Annotated in this window: 10 protein-coding genes; 4 read left to right on the plus strand and 6 right to left on the minus strand. The window is 37.4% G+C overall.

Translation table 11 applies throughout. The annotated features are described in order from the left end of the window. Positions 1-8: 8 nt before the first annotated feature. Together CLOAM_RS09045 and CLOAM_RS04955 are read right to left on the minus strand one after the other, a co-directional pair. Positions 9-1,298, minus strand: coding sequence for a divergent polysaccharide deacetylase family protein (locus CLOAM_RS09045; RefSeq protein ID WP_052293578.1), 1,290 nt, complete (start codon positions 1,296-1,298; stop codon positions 9-11). After that, positions 1,282-2,121 carry a hypothetical protein gene (locus tag CLOAM_RS04955; protein WP_015424773.1) on the minus strand — a complete coding sequence of 280 codons (840 nt, stop codon included), beginning with the start codon at positions 2,119-2,121 and terminating at the stop codon, positions 1,282-1,284. Before CLOAM_RS04955 ends, CLOAM_RS09045 begins: the two co-directional genes overlap by 17 nt. Positions 2,122-2,569: 448 nt before the next feature. Between CLOAM_RS04955 and CLOAM_RS09960 the strand changes: the two genes are divergently transcribed. Further along, complete coding sequence (locus tag CLOAM_RS09960) at positions 2,570-2,968, plus strand: T9SS type A sorting domain-containing protein (RefSeq protein ID WP_015424774.1); 399 nt, start codon at positions 2,570-2,572, stop codon at positions 2,966-2,968. Then, the gene (locus CLOAM_RS04965) at positions 2,965-3,537 is read left to right on the plus strand and encodes a hypothetical protein (RefSeq protein ID WP_015424775.1); all 573 of its coding nucleotides are present in this window, start codon (positions 2,965-2,967) and stop codon (positions 3,535-3,537) included. Before CLOAM_RS09960 ends, CLOAM_RS04965 begins: the two co-directional genes overlap by 4 nt. A gap of 569 nt (positions 3,538-4,106) precedes the next feature. On the opposite strand, the gene CLOAM_RS04970 is transcribed toward CLOAM_RS04965, so the two are convergent. From CLOAM_RS04970 to CLOAM_RS04985, 4 genes are read right to left on the minus strand one after another with little or no spacing between them, the layout of a single operon-like run. Beyond that, positions 4,107-5,585: a hypothetical protein gene (locus CLOAM_RS04970; protein ID WP_015424776.1), complete on the minus strand. Its 1,479-nt coding sequence runs from the start codon at positions 5,583-5,585 to the stop codon at positions 4,107-4,109. Further along, positions 5,582-8,512: a tetratricopeptide repeat protein gene (locus tag CLOAM_RS04975; protein WP_015424777.1), complete on the minus strand. Its 2,931-nt coding sequence runs from the start codon at positions 8,510-8,512 to the stop codon at positions 5,582-5,584. The genes CLOAM_RS04970 and CLOAM_RS04975 overlap by 4 nt, the downstream gene beginning before the upstream one ends. 16 nt (positions 8,513-8,528) lie before the next feature. Continuing rightward, complete coding sequence (locus CLOAM_RS04980) at positions 8,529-14,012, minus strand: protein kinase domain-containing protein (protein WP_015424778.1); 5,484 nt, start codon at positions 14,010-14,012, stop codon at positions 8,529-8,531. A 43-nt stretch (positions 14,013-14,055) separates the two neighbouring features. Further along, positions 14,056-14,943 carry a lysophospholipid acyltransferase family protein gene (locus CLOAM_RS04985; protein ID WP_044278952.1) on the minus strand — a complete coding sequence of 296 codons (888 nt, stop codon included), beginning with the start codon at positions 14,941-14,943 and terminating at the stop codon, positions 14,056-14,058. A gap of 327 nt (positions 14,944-15,270) precedes the next feature. Here CLOAM_RS04985 and CLOAM_RS04990 point away from each other — a divergent pair, with 327 nt between their 5' ends. Both CLOAM_RS04990 and CLOAM_RS04995 read left to right on the plus strand, forming a co-directional pair. Next, the gene (locus CLOAM_RS04990; protein ID WP_015424780.1) at positions 15,271-15,879 is read left to right on the plus strand and encodes a V-type ATP synthase subunit E family protein; all 609 of its coding nucleotides are present in this window, start codon (positions 15,271-15,273) and stop codon (positions 15,877-15,879) included. Positions 15,880-15,882: 3 nt separating this feature from the next. Then, positions 15,883-16,770, plus strand: a complete 888-nt coding sequence (locus tag CLOAM_RS04995) for a DUF2764 family protein (RefSeq protein ID WP_015424781.1) — start codon at positions 15,883-15,885, stop codon at positions 16,768-16,770. Positions 16,771-16,781: the final 11 nt, after the last annotated feature.

Raw genomic sequence — 16,781 nt, forward strand, 5'->3', positions numbered from 1 at the left:
ATTAACCTCTAAAGTATTTCAGGGACATTATATTTATCTATATCGGTAAGGGGAATCAAAGTGAAACCTGCAGCTTTCAGACGGTTGATAAAGCGTTTTAAGTAATCAAGTTTATCGTAATTATGACAATGGGTAATGGCAATCACATTTTGATTACGATTGGAAAGCTCTATTATCTGGTTTAGTTTGGCATCCATAGTGGATTGACTGATATTGGGAGAATCCAGAAAAAGGTCATTGCGATATGATTTCAAATGATTTTTTTGAGCAACCGAATAAGCAACGGAAACATTGGTGGTACGACTGTCCAGAAAAAATTTATTGTGTTTTTTCAAAATAGCCATTACAGAATTCATCACCTCTTCATCCGTTGTTGCCAAACTGCCCATATGATTGTTCGCTCCTACACAATAAGGCAGTTGCTCAATAAAGCGGGTCATTATTTTTTCAATCTGCCGCTCATCATATTGAACCAAGATAGGATTCTTTCCCGGATTTACTTCTGGATAGCCAATGGGCTCCATAGGAATATGAATAAGAGTTAAGCGTCCTTGCTCCTTTGCCAGTTTCATTGTTTGCACGCTATATTCTTCTTCGGGAAAGATGGAAAAGCAGACCTCCTTATCCAGAGCCAGAAAACCGGTAAGCAAATCACCACCAATTGTTCCGAAGTCATCTACAACGATGGTAATAGTGCGTTTTTTCTGTTTGTTCCGATAAAGATTATTATCATAAAAGATATTTATCTCATATTGTTTGGCGGTATCGGGAAAACTGAAGAGCAATTTTTGTTTACCTGCTGAGTCCGTTCCCTTTATAAATTTAGCTCCATTGCGTTCCAGTTCACCTTTGAAAATCATATTAGCATAAACGAGGTCCATTTCCGATTTATCAATGGGCACATTGAATATAGTTAAGTTTTCCGTATTGCGTTTGTGGAAATAGGACTTGGGGATGCCAAGTTTTTCAATGGTTGTGGTAATTACCGATTCTGGAGTGTTTTTTGTATTGTCTATAGTTGTTTCCTGGGCTTTTTTATCCTTGGGTAATATCTTTGTTGCGCTTGGAGAAATTGCCTTCACTTCTTTTTTGGTTTTTTTCTTTGGTTTAACCGGTAGTTCGCTGTTTTTAGAAACCGTTTCGGCTTTAGCGAGCTCGGAATTCTTATCCGCGGGCTCTTTTATGATTAGCCATATCAAGATACAGCAAATGAATCCTGTTAGAATAAAAATTCCAGGATTACCACCTTTTCTCCGACGCTTAACCTTACGCAGTTTCTTTTTACGCACTTTGGGCATAGCTTGTCCTTAATAGATTTTTGAAAGGTATGAAACGATTAACTAAATATTTTAATACCCAGATAAGGGGAAAGAAAAATAGATTGGATACCATAAATGCACCGGTAAGCACTAACACATTCACAAAGATATCTTCTATCATAACAAAGGGATAAAGCTTGAATTTAATAGATATGCCGGTATATTTGTCAATAAAACTGATTAACGGCATCAGAGCAAAACGCAGGATTAACTGATAGAAACGCACAGCAAAGAAAACGACTAGCAAAGTAAGTAAAATATAGCGGAAAAGAAGGAATTTATTGTTCCGTGCCCAAGAAAGAAACGCTTTCAAAGCTCGAGGATGACCATACTGCCTTTGATAATAGGGAGTTAAAACCACATTAAATAAATAATGGTAAAGGATAAGAAACATAGTATAGAGTTTGAATAATAAAAGCAGACCCGATTTTACAGTACCCTTTATACCGTAAAAATACGCCAGAAAACTGGAAATAGCATAAATTATTAAGCCGATTAACACCAAAGCCATCACGCTAACATTAAATTGAATTACCATATCCAAATATTCGCTATTATTGCAGTTGTATAGTAACTTGATTTTTATCAGCATAAAAACGCTGAACACAAAGATAATTAAAAAGGCAAGCAAGGGCAAATAATGCATCCGAAAACTAAGCAAACTGGTAGCGGAAGATAGCAAACTGCCACTATCTATCCAATACAAAAGAGTTATGGGGGCAACGAAAACCTGAATTCCGTTGTAATCGCCAAAAAGGGCATTTAAGATACTCTTTATCACCTTAGCTTGCCGTAAGTGCATTTTAGTCCTTCACTTTTGTTTTATGTATCCTTTTCTGGTAATTACAGAATTCTGTCAATATAAATAAGGAAGCAAGAAGAGTAGAGGGCAAAGGGAATGTAAGTTGTGAGGTGTCCTGAAAATAGCGGACTAATATTAAGGAGAAAGAAATGAACAAAAATTCTAATGAAAGGATGCAAGTCCCCTAAATGGAACTCAATGTGCGGTACAACTACTTTATTCCAATCTTATTGGTGACAATGTTTATGGTTGGGCAAAAGATGTTTCCGCGGCTGTTTGCGGACCGAATTATTGTTCTGCCAGGTTCACCTATAGGATTGAATGCACCGATTTAAGCGGTTTACCTGTTGCTGGAGTTTCAGTTTATAATAGTCAATCCGCCGGAGGTATTTTTATAAATCCAGCGATTACTAATAGTGCAGGGATTGCTACCGGGGAGCTTTATCCAATGAAAACGCAGATTTGGGTAACTAATCCTATTACCAATGAAATAGCTTTTAATACTCAGTTTTTTGCTGAACCAGGAGCTCTTATTCCCTTTTCTGTGCAATTGCCTGTTAGTGTGGAAGAAAATATCGTTTCTATTCCTGCAGGAAAACTCCATCTATATCCTTCCGTATTAAATCCTCATTGGAACGAAAGTATCCGAATTTCTTATGATACCAAGCTTACAGGCAAGGCAGAACTTGTTTTATACGATTTGAAAGGACGCCATCTTGCGGAAAAAGTTTATGACCAAAATGAAATTGAATGGCAGCTGCCAAAGCTTTCCAGTGGTATTTATTTTGTGCGTCTTACAAATCAAGGTAAGGCATTGGGGACAGCTAAACTTATTATACTTAAGTGAAATACGCTTTTCTCCTGCTGTTATTAGCTGAAATTATGATGCTTTCCGCTCTCACTTTTGAAGCGGAAGAGCTTAATTTCTATCTGGAAAATGATTTATGGGAAATAGACGGTCTATTTCATTTTGCCAATTACGATTCGCTTTCCACGCACAAACTGATCTTTTTTCCTGTTCCCAGTGATAGTTTATGCCTACCGCCTAAAATAAAAGCCATAGCCATTCAGGATAGCAATGAAGCGGAAGTAACTATGCTAAATCAAGCAAAGAACGGTTTCACTTTTTTCCTTTCTCTGCCCGCTCTTTCTTTTTGTTCTTTGCACCTTGATTATACTCAAACCCTTAAAAGCAATTATGCTAAATATATTATCACGACTACAAATTCCTGGGGTAGACCCTTACCTTACGCCAAATATACTTTGCATCCGGGCATAAATGTGCAAATACGCTCTCTTCCTTTCCCTGTGCAGAAACAAGAGGGAAGGAATTATATCTGGGAATTTTACGATTTTGCTCCCGAAAAGGAATTTGAGGTTATCTTCCAAACCATTTCTGCAGAAGATCAGAACTAACTATATAGAAACCTATAAAGATAACTTTTCGCACTTAGCCAACACTCATATCCTTCCGATATGATTCCCATATCGTTCCCATATCGCGATATGGGAAAGATATGGGATCTTATTGATCTATATAACTTTAAAGAAAAGGAAAAAAGAGCGGAAAAAAGTGTTCTATTTTAATTCACAATTTTTCAATTTGGAAACCAGTTAAAATGAAGTTGTAAGTGAGATAGTTAGTAAATTGTGGTTTTCTGGAAGGCGGGTGAAAATTGTGAGTCAAAATTTTCTTTGCTGAATAATCGTGAATCTGACGAGGGGCTTACGCCACCATCGCTATCCTTGTGTCGCCCTGACGGGCTTTTTGGCAAAGGGCAGAGAGCAAAGGGTATCTCAACCCTCTAAACTTTCTCAACCCTCTCAACCCTTTAAACTTTCTCAACCCTCTCAACCTTCTCAACCATAAATCTACCAAGTTTCCTTGTTAAATTCATTCTTCATTCCAAATCCGTAAAATCTTCATAGACCTGTTCATTAAAGACCAGTTATTTAAATCTGCAGGAAATAATCCTTGTCCAATCTTAAAACCGGTGTTTCAAGCCGATATAGAGATTACGTCCTTTCCCTGGCTGTTCGGAAAAGACCCATTCTTTTCGGTTGAATAGATTGGCAAGCTGAGCATAGGCAGCGGAATTATCCTTATGGTATTCAGCACCTAAATTGAGGATTATGGCTTCGGGGAGGTTGTGTCCACGATGGTCTTTAGTAAAATAGTGCTGTAAAATATCCAGATTAAAATACCAGTTGCCATAGCCATAGGCAAACCGCGAGTCCAGATTAAGGAGTGGACGATAGGGCGCTCTCGTATAGTCGCTTTCGGTTAAGTAGGCAAGTTCCAGTTCCAAACCCTGATGCATATTGAGTTTGTCCATTTTGAAAAATGCTTCAACAGTAGTTAAATTGGAGAAGACATCGGTATAACGAAGAGTGGGAATGCGATAATTATCGGTGCTTATTAAAACAGGGCTATCTATTTCGTAGCGCAGGTTATTGTTGATATTCAATCTGCCTAAGGAGAAATTTATTTTTTGAGGATAGAGATATTCAAGACCTGCACTAAAGTTCAGCGGTGTCTTTTTCAGTTTATGAGCATCGCTGAAAGAAATCCAGGGTGTTGCCTCCAGAAAGGAAAGATAGTCGTTTCCTTCCAAAAGAGGCACATTGGATAAACTTAAAACACCCCAGCCGGTTATGGGATAACGATAGAGAAATTCCAGGGAAGGAACAATAGTGTAAGCATCAACAAGTAAATGAATTCCAGGTTTAGAAATGTCCATAATATCACCATTATAGACAGGGGCAATTTGAATTCCAAAATCACCGGATTTTACCATAAATTTGGTTTTCCAATTCAGGATTTCCTCTTCCAGGCAGGAAGCGAGGTATACATTCAGGTAGTTACATTTGTAGGGCTTATTGAGGTTTTTTTGGTAGATATAATTGTAGCCCAATTGAGCGGAAATATCCTTGAAAGAAACATTTCCAATAGTCAAGTCGGGTCTGTGATGACTAAAATTAAAATCCAAAACGGTATTATCAAAATCATCCGCTTGCGAGGAAACATTCTGAAAACGGAAAGAAAGCGGAAAATGGGAAGAGAGCTCGGTTCCCAGAAACAGGTTGTTATGAACGGAAAGCATTTCGGAAATTGGAGAACGCATATCCAGAGTGTAAGTTAATGCATTCAGAATAAAGCTATCGGGATAATAGCTGATAAAACTATTAAGTCCGAAATCCATATTTCCTTCAAACTGCAGATAACTGCGATGTTGCATAGCGGGAATCGGCTTGGGTTTTTCCTGTAAAGGAACTCCCGGAGGAACGAAAGCAGGTAAACTGTCTCCCATATTGAGCTCCGGTGAAAAGAGCAAAGAGCGTTTATAGAGAAAAGGTTTGAAGGAACTTTCTCCACTAACTGTTAAATCGGGAAGTTCCTGGGTTTGAGAAAACAATAGTGTTAGGGTTAAAACGAGGGTAAGAATTAACAAAGTGCGTTTCATTGATTTACCTCCAAAAAAACATCCGTCAGTTCCATTTTTGCTGCCTCATCAAGTTCCTCTCTATATTTGAAAAATAATGCCTCCGCTTCGGTGTTTGCACCGGATTCCAGCAAAGACAAGACGGAATAATAAATTGCTTTACTGCGAATTTCCTTATATTCAGGGAAAAGTAAAATCACCTTTTTCAAGGTTGCGATAGCTGAAGGATAGGAATGCCGATGATAATCAATCATTCCCATTACCAGAAAGGCATTACAATGGTCTAAAGTGGACAAACTGTTATTGATGATAAATTCAATGAGGGCTTCTGCTTCTTCAAAGCGCTGTGCATTATAGAGCTGACGCATACGGATAACATTTACTTCGGGATGATTCTTAAGATAATTTGAGCCCAAAGACCAAAGCTTGTCAAAATCCTTATAGTTATTGGCTTCGGAACATTCCAGAAGCTTAACCCAGATAGCGCCATCGGGATTGTTTTTATAGGCAAGCTGGTATTTTTCCAAAGCGGAATCATAGTTACCGGTAATATATTCCAATTCTGCCCATTTCAGTAGTGCTTCGTTATTTTTGCTTTGAGCATACAAGTCCGCAAGCAGGGTATCCGCTTCAGCATATTGATTCAGCTCAATAAGCGCCGTAGCCATAAGCAATTCAATGTCTTCGTGCTTTTGTTCGGGAAATTCCGTTCTGATTTTTTCAGCCGTAGCAATGAGGTCTGCCCATTTTAATTCATCAGCATAAACCTTCATTAGGATATAATTGAGTTCAAATTTGATATATTCGCTGAAGAAAGTATCAGGTAGAACGAGAAGATCATTTAACAGTTCGTCTTTGTTATTCACCCGTTTCAAAGCCAGCTCCAAGCCAACTAAAGCATCGTGAATTGTAGCCAGCTGATTTTCAGTAAACTTTGTAGTATTACGGAAACGGGTTAAAATATTTATCCAGTCGTCTACCGCTCGTTCATAATTGCCCATATTATAATAGGTATTGGCAATATCGGTAAGCGCTTCCAGAAAATGAGAGGACTCGGGATATTTATCTATAAAATTGTTGTATAGTTCCAAAGCCAGGTGATAGTCCCTGGCAGCATAAGCGGATTTGGCAGCAAGGAAAAGATAGGTATCAGGACTTTCTTTCTCCCGGGAAAGTTTCAGGTATAAGGTTGAGGCATCTTTAAAGCGTTTCATTTGATATAAACAGAGAGCTCTGTAACTCTGTGCCTCAATTTTACGCACATTATCAGTAGCAAAGCCCTCTGCAAGAAGAAACTGTTCTAAAGCAGGAGAATAATTCTTTTTTGCCAGCATAATATTGCCTTTCAAAAGGCAAATATCGTAGTTGGGAACAAGGTTTTGCAAAAAGTTCTCGCTTTGGTCATAATCGCCTATATAGAAATAAATTTGAGCAATGCGTAAGGCAATCACTTCATTTTCCGGATTCTTTTCATATAAATAAAGATATTTTTTCAGAGCCAGATTGTAGTTTGCCAAATAAAAATCCATTTCCGCCAGATAATATAACGCTTCATTGCAATAAAACGACTCCGGATAGAGATTGATAAGCTCCTGAAAGTTATTTTTAGCTTCAGTATAATCCTTTTCCTGAAAACTGAGATAACCGAGATAGAAATATGCCTTATCTGCTTTGTTTCCCGATGGATAGCGACTGAGATAACGATTGAAGGCATCTTTTGCCAAGTTACTATTGCCAGCGAAATAAAATGCTTCAGCAATGAGGAAATCAATCCTGCTATTCAATTCCCTGCTTGTTTCGTAATTTCTGGCTTGTCCTAACTGCCTTATTGCTTCGGTATAATTTTTCTGTTGAAAGTAAAAATAGCCCAAAGTATAATAAAGTTCAGCTTTCATCAGCTCATTAGGGGTTTGTTTTAAATAGGTCTGCAATTGTTCAATGGCATTCTGCGGATTTTTCTTGAACAATAATTTTAAGCGTTCCAGATAAGCAGGAACAGCAATTTCCGGTTGGGTAGAATTTACTAATTCAGCCAAAAGCGAATCTGCCTGGCTTTCTTTACCATCCCTAATTAAAACCAGAGCGCGGTAATAATTAAATTGAGGAGTATTATTATTTAAACCATCAAGCAAACGGGAGATTTGGTCAAAATCGGATGTGCGTAATGCGCGACGGATTCTGATATCCACTATTTCTGGAACGAAGGCAATCTCGTCCAATTTATAGGACTCTACAAAGTTGTCAAAATCATTATAATATTCATTTTCTAAAAGATATTCCAACAAGTATTGAATGTAATTTATAAAGTATGTATCTTTAGGTGATTGATTTTTAAGCAAGTTAAATGCCTGATCATCTTTTCCCAAAGCAAGGAAAGTGGAAAACAGGGAAAAGAGAAGAGCTTCATTATCGGGAAATGCTTTCACGGCTCTCAAGTATGCCTTTTCCGCTGAATAATATTGACCGAGCTGAAAGTAAATATCCCCTCGCAAACTGTTTGCCAGTTCCAAGTAAGTAGGGTTTCCAGTTTCGGTTTCCAGACGCTGAAGAAGCTTTAGTGCAGAATCATACTGCTTTAGTTGAGTAAGACAATAAGCATAATTCAGGAAAATTTCACTTCGTACATTCTGGCTGAGATTTATTTCCAACAATGAATTATAAATATCAATCGCTTGGGAAAAGGCATTTGCTTCCATAGCCAGATTGCCTTCAATAAACTTGATGTAAGGTAGATATACGGATTCGGGATAGGTAGCTTTAAATTGAGTAATTTCTTTGGTCAAATTCAGAGTGTCACCTACATTGTATAGTTCTACAATATAGCGGTAAGCATAATTCTCGCTATTAGTTGCAGCCATCAATGGCGCATTATTTTGGGGCACAATGAATTCTGCAAAACAGAAGCAGGTAAGGGTTAAGGTAAGCAGAGTAAAAAGAAAGTATTTCATAAACTTTTAATCTCACCTATTTATTTTGTTTTAAGGGAATGGAAACAAACACGGTAGTTCCTTCATTTTCTTTACTTTTAATCCAAATTTTGCCGCCGTGAAGTTCTGCGATGCGTTTGGAGGTGGAAAGTCCCAAACCAAGTCCGCTACTGCGATATTCTATAATTCCGGATTTGTGAGCATAGATTTCGTTTAGTTCGTAGAATGTGCGAAATACATTCTGGAGTTGATATTCAGGAATTCCGATGCCGTTATCTTGAACATATAGAACCAACGCTTCTTTTCCGTCTATTTTTTCACTTTGGAAAGCGGATTTGCGAGCTCCTATAATAACGGTGCCAAAATCGTTGGTAAAACGGATAGCATTCAATACGAGGTTGTAAATCATCAAATGAAGGGCTTCCCAGTTGGCTTTTACGGAGGGTAAGTCCTTCTCTATTTCCAATTTGATGAACATTCTACGATTTCGGGAAAGGATTTGGACTTCCTGGTGAACGATTTCCAGAATTTCCTGAACCGAGATATCGGTAAGGGGCAGTGATTTGGTTAAGTTATAAGTATTTAAAGTAGTTATATCATTGATAGTAAGGATAAGCTTTTTTACGGAATTTTCAATTTTATTAATGATATCCCTTTTTTCTTCCTCATCGGCAAAGAGATTGCGTTTGAGACGGGTAACATAACCCTGCAAAGTAGTGAGCGGAGTATTCAGTTCGTGAGAAACGATAGCCATAAATTCATCTTTCAGCGTTTCAAAAGTATTCAGTTCATTGTTCTTTTGGAGCAGATTTTCATAGAGCATAGCATTTTTTAAAGCGATGGTAATCTGTTCCAGAAGGAGCTTAATTAACTCTGTGTTCAAATACATTTCCCTAGTATTATCATTCAGGTTATCCAAATAAATATAGCCATAAACATTGTTATCTACAACAAGAGGAGCGCAAAAAATGCTGTGCAAAACATAATCCTGAACGCTGATGGCACTTTTGAAACGGTTATCTTCCACTGCATTGTAGGTGGAAACAATCTCCTGGGTGTTTTGGGATAAGCTTAAAACGGTTTTGCTGACACCAGAAACTGTTGGCAAAATTTGTTTGGCGGCATTGAGCTGAACCTTATAGATAATTGCTCCGTCGCTATCGCGTTTGATGAGAAAACCCCTCGTGCTATTGGTAAAGTCAATACAAGCAGAAACGATGGCGGGTTCCAGTTCGTTCAGATTCACAATTCTCATCAATTCGTGAGTAATTGCCATCAGCTGATTCATTTTTTCTATGCGCTGAGTAATCTGACTGAAGTCCTCAATTCTAACCAGCAGAGCAGAGAGATGCTGTTTTGTGGAACGCATAAGATAGATTTCCTGTTTGGTAAAAGGCATTTCACCTTTATCGGAAACGAGCAAGAAACCTATTTTTTTAGAGCCAATCTGAAAGGGAACAATCATCAGATGACGATTATTTTGTTCCAGAACGACCAGGTTATCGGTTTTATATGCTCTTTCAATGAAAGGCATAAGCTGGGTGTTGATTAAATTGTCTTTTCCCGTATTGTAATTTTGAAAACAGGTGTAAGATGAAACCTTTTCGGAATATTGCATCAGCCAGAATTGCCAGGGCGCCAAAACCTGAATAAGCCCTTTTTCAATTAAGAATTTTATTCTCTCTATATTATGGATATTAGTAATGTTATAAAGCATATCATTCCATTGTTTAACTAAATCCCGACTGCGGGAAACGACAGGTAAAAGGTTAAAGTTTTTCAGATTTTTCAAGAAATAGAGGTTTATGGTTAAGTAGTTCTGTCTGTCATCAGGACTGATGTTTTCGGTGATATTTTCCAAATATGCTTTGTAATTTTCAAATTCCGCCTGTGCCAATTCTTCCTGTTTTAATTCCGTAAATATCTGTATTTTAATTTGGTAGAGTTCCACATTCAGCTGATAATATTCATATTCCTGCCAGGCAATAAGGTATTCATTTACCTGCCTTAAAATTGCTCTGAGGGGAATATCGGGACTTAAAAGGTCAAGCTTTAAAGTCAAAACTTCCAGTTCGCATTGCCAATAGCGATATTGATTATTTTTGATGACAGGCAGAGCAATTTCAATTAGCTCGCGGGCACGTTCTACATCTTTTAAGCCGTAATAACAACGGATTTGTAAAACATAGAAAACTGCGATAGCATAGTTATTATTTATTTCTCCGGCATGACGCAGAGCAATTTTCAGTTCATTCAAAGCTCTTTCATAGTCCTTTTCCACCATAGCAGTTAAAGCCAGAGCGTTATGATAGAATTCTTCTTCGTGGATATGCTTGTAATTGATGTGAACATTTTTGGTTAGTAATCTTCTCAGTTTTTTAGCATTACCTGTTTCGTGAAGATAATAAAAATAGGTCTTTACCAGAGGACTCATTTCCTTAATCTGGCCATTAAGCAGTTCCGGTTCGTTTTCCAAAATAAAGGTGTAATAATGCCCAAAACCCTTAATTTTGCTTTTAGCTAAGGCAAGATTGCGTTTTACTGACTGGAGATAATTGTCACTGCCTTTGGAAAGGACTAATTCCTGGCATTTTAGAAGTTTCTGTTCAGCAGTAGAAAAATCGCCCATTTTGATTTTTGCTTCACCCTGATTTAATAAAGCCAATGCTTTGGACATTGTCAAATTGAGGTCATCGGAATATTGATAAGCCAGTTCGGAATAATGTTCGGCAATGACAGTTAATCCCTGTTTCAGATATAAGTCGGAAAGATTATTGTAAATCAAACCCAAATAGCGTTTTATATTATATCTGTTCCAGATATTCAAAGCTGTAAAGAGATGTTCATCCGCTTCTTCAATCTTTTTCTGAGCGCTGTAGAATACCCCTAAGTCATTATGCATAGCAGCTAAGCGAATCATAACATTGGTATTATTCTCGGTGGGAAGCTTTTCCAGAAAGCTCTCTATGGTCTTTATTGCCGTATCAAAGTCCTTATTGAGAGAATAATATACTGCCAAACGGTCAACAAAAGCAATTTGCAATTCCAAAGTCATCTTTTGTTTCAGGGCTTTATCTATATAGAGTTTCATTTTGGAGGAGTCAAACTTGGTATAAATTTGAGCATAAGCCAACCAAACAAGTAGTTGATGTTTTCCCGTGAGCACATATTTTTCGGCTGTCTGGAAATATTTTAATGCCTGACGCAGGTTTTCAGCAAGGAAATCAACCGTTCCTAAAAGGTAATGTTTTTCAAAGAAATCAGGGAGTTCGGATATTCTCTGCATGATGAAACCGGCACGCTCAAAGAAACCGGTCATTTCCATTTTTTCCTGAAAAATAGCGATATCAGCAATAATATTTTTGAGAGGAACTTGCAGAGCTGGATTAAAATCCAGATTCAAAACATTAAGAATGGCTTCAAATGCTTGTTCTTGTTCATTTTCCTGATTCAGCATCTCATAATATTTCAGATAGTAGAAACGGGCACAGTTATAATCATTTGCCAGAAAAGCATTAGCAATCAAACCCTTACAAGTTTCAAAATCCAAAACCGTTTCGTTGGCGTAAAATTTTAAAACACGCTGAGAAACGAGAATTTGCCTTCTCTCGTTGCATTCGCCGAAAAGTCGCTGTTTTGCTTCAATAAAAGTGAAGTAATAATATTTCCGGTGTTTTCTTAAAATTTCGTTGTAAATGCTATCATTGAGCAGAGAATATAATTCTGCATCCTTTATTTTCAGGATGTAAAGCATCAATTCACGGGTTAAGGGGGTTTGAACTACGCTTAATTTCTGCAAATGTAAATAGTTAACATCTCTTAAGTGACTTAGGCGTGAAAAAATAGAATGTAACAGCCGAGTTGGCAAATGATAATTACTAAGGTCTAAGGGATAATGCAATTCTTTATTATAATAGAGTTTTTTCCGCTGGGTCAGGTCAATTAAAATTTCTACTATAAATTGGGGATTTCCGGCTGAACGTTTGTATATTTCCTCTATAAAAGCCTTAGGAACGCCATTCTGATTACTCACAGGAGTGATATTTGCCAATAAACGATTGATATAGTTTTTGGTTTCTTCCAAATTCAAGTTAGGAATATGCAGCATAACAGTATGTTCAATCTGGTCGATTTTATTGTAATCGTTACAGGTTATGGCAATTAAAATGCGATGTTTAACGATGTAAGAGGACATAAAATTAAGGAAATCTATAGAATTATGATGCACATATTGGAAATTGCGAATAATAAAGATGATGGGTTTGTTGCTGGAAAGTTCAATCAGTAAACTTTTAACGGATTCAAAATCTAATTTTAATTCACTAGTGGTTTGGCTGATTGTTTTTGCTTCCTGTTCCGATTCAAATAGGTAGCGACGGAATTTCTCGGAAATCATTTGTAAACCTGTATATTCTTGAATTTCATCGGCACTTAGAGATTGAACGAATTCCTTGATGAGAGCAAAAAATGCCTCGTGGTCTGTTTTGGAGCAGGTGTAATCAAAAATAAAGTATTTCCCGCTGAGCAAGTGATAACGGAAAAGGGACATAATACTGTCCTTCCCCAAACCATCTCCACCCATAACGGATATAATTTTACCGTTGCCATTTTCTACGGCGGGAATATAATCCAACAGTTGATGTGCATATTTTTCCCGCACCAGATAACTATTGAAACGCAAAGTATTGATTAGAGACCAGGAGACGGAAAAAGGATATTGCACCGGTTGAATGCGGTTTATATAATCTACTATTTCTTCACTGTTAGTAAAACGGTTATCGGGATTTCGGTCAAGTAACCGCAAAATAAACTTTTCCAGAGGTAAGGGAATATCCTTGTTCAGCTCGCTGGGAAAATTGGGAATGAAATATTGATTGCCACCTGTAATTAACGCATTTATTTGGTCTACACTGAAAGGAAAACTGCCTGTAGTAAGTTTGTATAAAATAACCCCCAACGCATAGAAATCACTGGCTTTGCTGGGGGGCTTTCCCAAGTAAACTTCCGGCGCCAGATAAGGTAATGAACCGGAAACGGCTTGTGAATCTTTGGGAGTATCAATTTTAGAGAAACCATAGTCAATCAGTTTTACAACAATGGAATTGCCTTCCAGACGGTATAGAACATTTTCCAATTTGAGGTCTTTATGTAAAATGTTCTGGGTATGAAGTGCATTCAAAGCATAAGAAATTTGAACGGCTATATCGTAAATCAGATTTATCCTGGATTTGCTGAATTTGAAACGAGAAAGTGGTTTGCCGTCAAAATGTTCACTGATAAAATAAATATGGTCGGCTATATGACCAAAATCCACTACCCGATTCAGATTGGGATGCTCAAGTTGAGTAATGCGATGCATATCTTCAGCACTGAAACGAGAATATAATTCCTCGGAAGAAACATACTGAAACAGCTTTAGCGTAAAAAGCTTGTCAGTGCGAATATCACGAACTTTAAACACATTAGCCCAAGTTCCTGAACCCAAGCGTTCTAAAACTTCATAACGATGGTCTATAAACATATTAAAGCTCCATTGCCTGATTTATTGGTTTTACGATGTATTTTCAGGCAAGCATATTGTAGGAATGTTTCCATCTCAAGTGAACCCAAAACCACTGTTCCGGATGTTTGTGAATTTGATTTTCCAATATTTTATCCACCTCTTCCAGAACAATTTTATAATTCTCTTCCGTATCTTCCAGTTCTTCATGCAAAATCGGAGGAAAGAACTCAAATTGAATTCTGTCATCTTCCGCTCTGCGTGCAAAACTGGGAACTATAGGAATCTTGTAACGCAAAGAAAGTTTGGCTACTCCTTTCCAATGTGAAGCAGGAAAACCTAAAAAATCCATTACCAATCCTGAACTACCCGCATTTTGGTCAATAAGAATCGCAACTATCCTATTTTCCTTAAATTCGTGAATAATGTCTCGCAAACCGCGTTTCATATTGATAATTCGCATTCCGCAACGCTCGCGGATGGCATTGGTGTAATTATCAAATAGGGTATTGCGTTGGGGTTTGGCTATTCCGCTGATGGGAATTCCTGCTTTAGGCAAAATTCTTGCTGCTTCCCAGTTTCCATAATGCGCTGTGGCAAAAATCACACCCCTATTTAGAGATAATGCATTGTCAATATATTCTTTGCCTTGAATTCGGATGTTTTTATATAGCGTGTCGTCATCCATCAGATAACTTTCATAAACGGTTAACGCCATATTCCGATATAATTTTTTAACAATTTCTGCCTTTTCCTTTTTGCTTTTATCCGGATAAACCTTGCTAAGCTGTTTTAAGGCAACATATTTACGGATGCCAATCACCCAACCACCAAACCAGAAGAGACCTTTGAGCACTGACTTTGCCGCTTTCGCTGGAAGAAGTTTTAGCCCCGCAATAGCTATCCTGAAACCTAAGTATTCTATTTTATTTTGTATCTGCTTATTAGGCACTTGGCTATCCTTAATAAATCCACCTTTTTCTTCTGTTACCATTATTTTTAACGGGCCTGAACTGACAAGAAATATCTGAAAGCGGAGGAGGATTTTTACAAAGAGAGAAAGAAAAGAATTAGGAAGTAAAGGGTTGAGAGGGTTGAGAAGGTTGAGAGGGTTGAGAGCCCCTTTGCTATTTTCTCTTTGCCAAAAATATCTCGGTGTTCTCTATGCTTTCAGTGTTTTCGGTGTTATGAATAAAAAAAATCCAGGTAGCTGATTTTAATTGACAAAAATTTGGCATTCTTTAAATGTCACAAAAAGTGATAACACTGGAGATACATTATGAACGACCAGTTGCAAGATTTACTAAAACGAGTTTATGAAGAAGGTGTTGCCAAAGCCAATGCGGAAGCTGAGAAAATAATCAGTCAGGCAAAGGAACAAGCAGAAGAAACCATAGCCAAAGCTAAAGCGGAGGCAGAAGCAATTTTGAAAGATGCGGAAAAAAAGGCAGAAGACCTGAAAAAGAATACTCAATCCGATTTGAATATGGCATATAATCATACTCTTACAGCTCTCAAGCAAAAAATTACCGATCTTGTTCTTTCCGAAGCTCTCAATACTAAATTGAACGATGCCTTCAATGATACGGAATTTGTGAAAAAGCTTATTCTGGAAACCCTTACAGCTTGGAGGGAAAATACTTCATCCGGAACAATTATCATCAGTGAAAAGATGAAACCCCATTTAGACGAGTTTTATATTAAATCCTTAAAAGATATCTTTGATGGTAAGTTGAAAGTTGATTTTTCACCCGTTATGAAACAGGGCTTTATTATTGCTCCCGAAGATGGAACTTATAAAATTAAATTTGAGGGAGATGATTTTGCCAACCTGTTCAAAAATTACTTACGCCCTCGCACTAAGGAAATCCTCTTTGGTAATCAATAATTTATGAAACAAGAATATTACTATTTCGTTTCTGGACTGCCCAACATCAATATTGATGATACAAAACTGCCTTGGACTCCGGAAGAATTTTTGGCAGAGGCAAAGACCCAGGTTAGCGAAAATGACTATCATCTTCTGGAAATTTTACATCTGCCGATGGATTTGGACAATCTCCTGAGGGTTTTGTATAAAACAAATAAAGAACGCAATATGGAAGGTCTTTATGATGATGCTTTCTGGGAAGAATATCTGGCTTTTTTACGCAATGTAATTGATAATCCGGAATTTAAAACTCCTATTGAATTTGCAGCTCTCCCGAATTTTATCAAAGAAATAGTGTTAAATGCCTTAAAACAGGAAGAAATGCAACCTCTACCGCAAACTGAATTGGCGCTCCTAAAGAAATTTTATGCCTGGACAGCAAAAAGTCCTAATGATTTTATCAGGAACTGGTTTGCCTTTGATGCTCATATAAGAAATATTTTAACCGCTATAAACGGACGCAAATTTAATCTACCTTATGCCCAATATCTTGTCGGAGAAGGTGAAACAACGGAAAAACTGAGTAAAAGCCATACTGCGGATTTCGGTTTGGGCAAAGAAGATGAACTTTACAATGCACTAACTCGCATTTACGAACAAAACAATATTCTCTATCGGGAAAGGGGTTATGATATTTTACGCTGGCGGTGGATTGATGATTATAACTTCTTTAATTATTTCAATATAGACCGCATTTTAGGTTACTATTGTCAGTTGCGTATTTTAACTCGCTGGATAAAGTCATCTCCCGAATTGGGAAAAGAGGTTTTTAATTCCATTTTGAGCGATTTGAACAATAGTTTCAGCTTTCCCGCTGATTTCAATATAAAAAGCACGCAAAGAAAATAGAAGGTAAACAA

Source organism: Candidatus Cloacimonas acidaminovorans str. Evry (assembly GCF_000146065.2).
In the GTDB taxonomy this organism is placed as follows: domain Bacteria; phylum Cloacimonadota; class Cloacimonadia; order Cloacimonadales; family Cloacimonadaceae; genus Cloacimonas; species Cloacimonas acidaminivorans.

Excerpts from the sequence above, each read along its gene's own strand:
- CLOAM_RS09045 (WP_052293578.1), bottom strand. The coding sequence starts at position 1,298 with ATGCCCAAAGTGCGTAAAAAGAAACTGCGTAAGGTTAAGCGTCGGAGA.
- CLOAM_RS04955 (WP_015424773.1), bottom strand. The coding sequence starts at position 2,121 with ATGCACTTACGGCAAGCTAAGGTGATAAAGAGTATCTTAAATGCCCTT.
- CLOAM_RS09960 (WP_015424774.1), top strand. The coding sequence starts at position 2,570 with ATGAAAACGCAGATTTGGGTAACTAATCCTATTACCAATGAAATAGCT.
- CLOAM_RS04970 (WP_015424776.1), bottom strand. The coding sequence starts at position 5,585 with ATGAAACGCACTTTGTTAATTCTTACCCTCGTTTTAACCCTAACACTA.
- CLOAM_RS04975 (WP_015424777.1), bottom strand. The coding sequence starts at position 8,512 with ATGAAATACTTTCTTTTTACTCTGCTTACCTTAACCCTTACCTGCTTC.
- CLOAM_RS04980 (WP_015424778.1), bottom strand. The coding sequence starts at position 14,012 with ATGTTTATAGACCATCGTTATGAAGTTTTAGAACGCTTGGGTTCAGGA.
- CLOAM_RS04990 (WP_015424780.1), top strand. The coding sequence starts at position 15,271 with ATGAACGACCAGTTGCAAGATTTACTAAAACGAGTTTATGAAGAAGGT.
- CLOAM_RS04995 (WP_015424781.1), top strand. The coding sequence starts at position 15,883 with ATGAAACAAGAATATTACTATTTCGTTTCTGGACTGCCCAACATCAAT.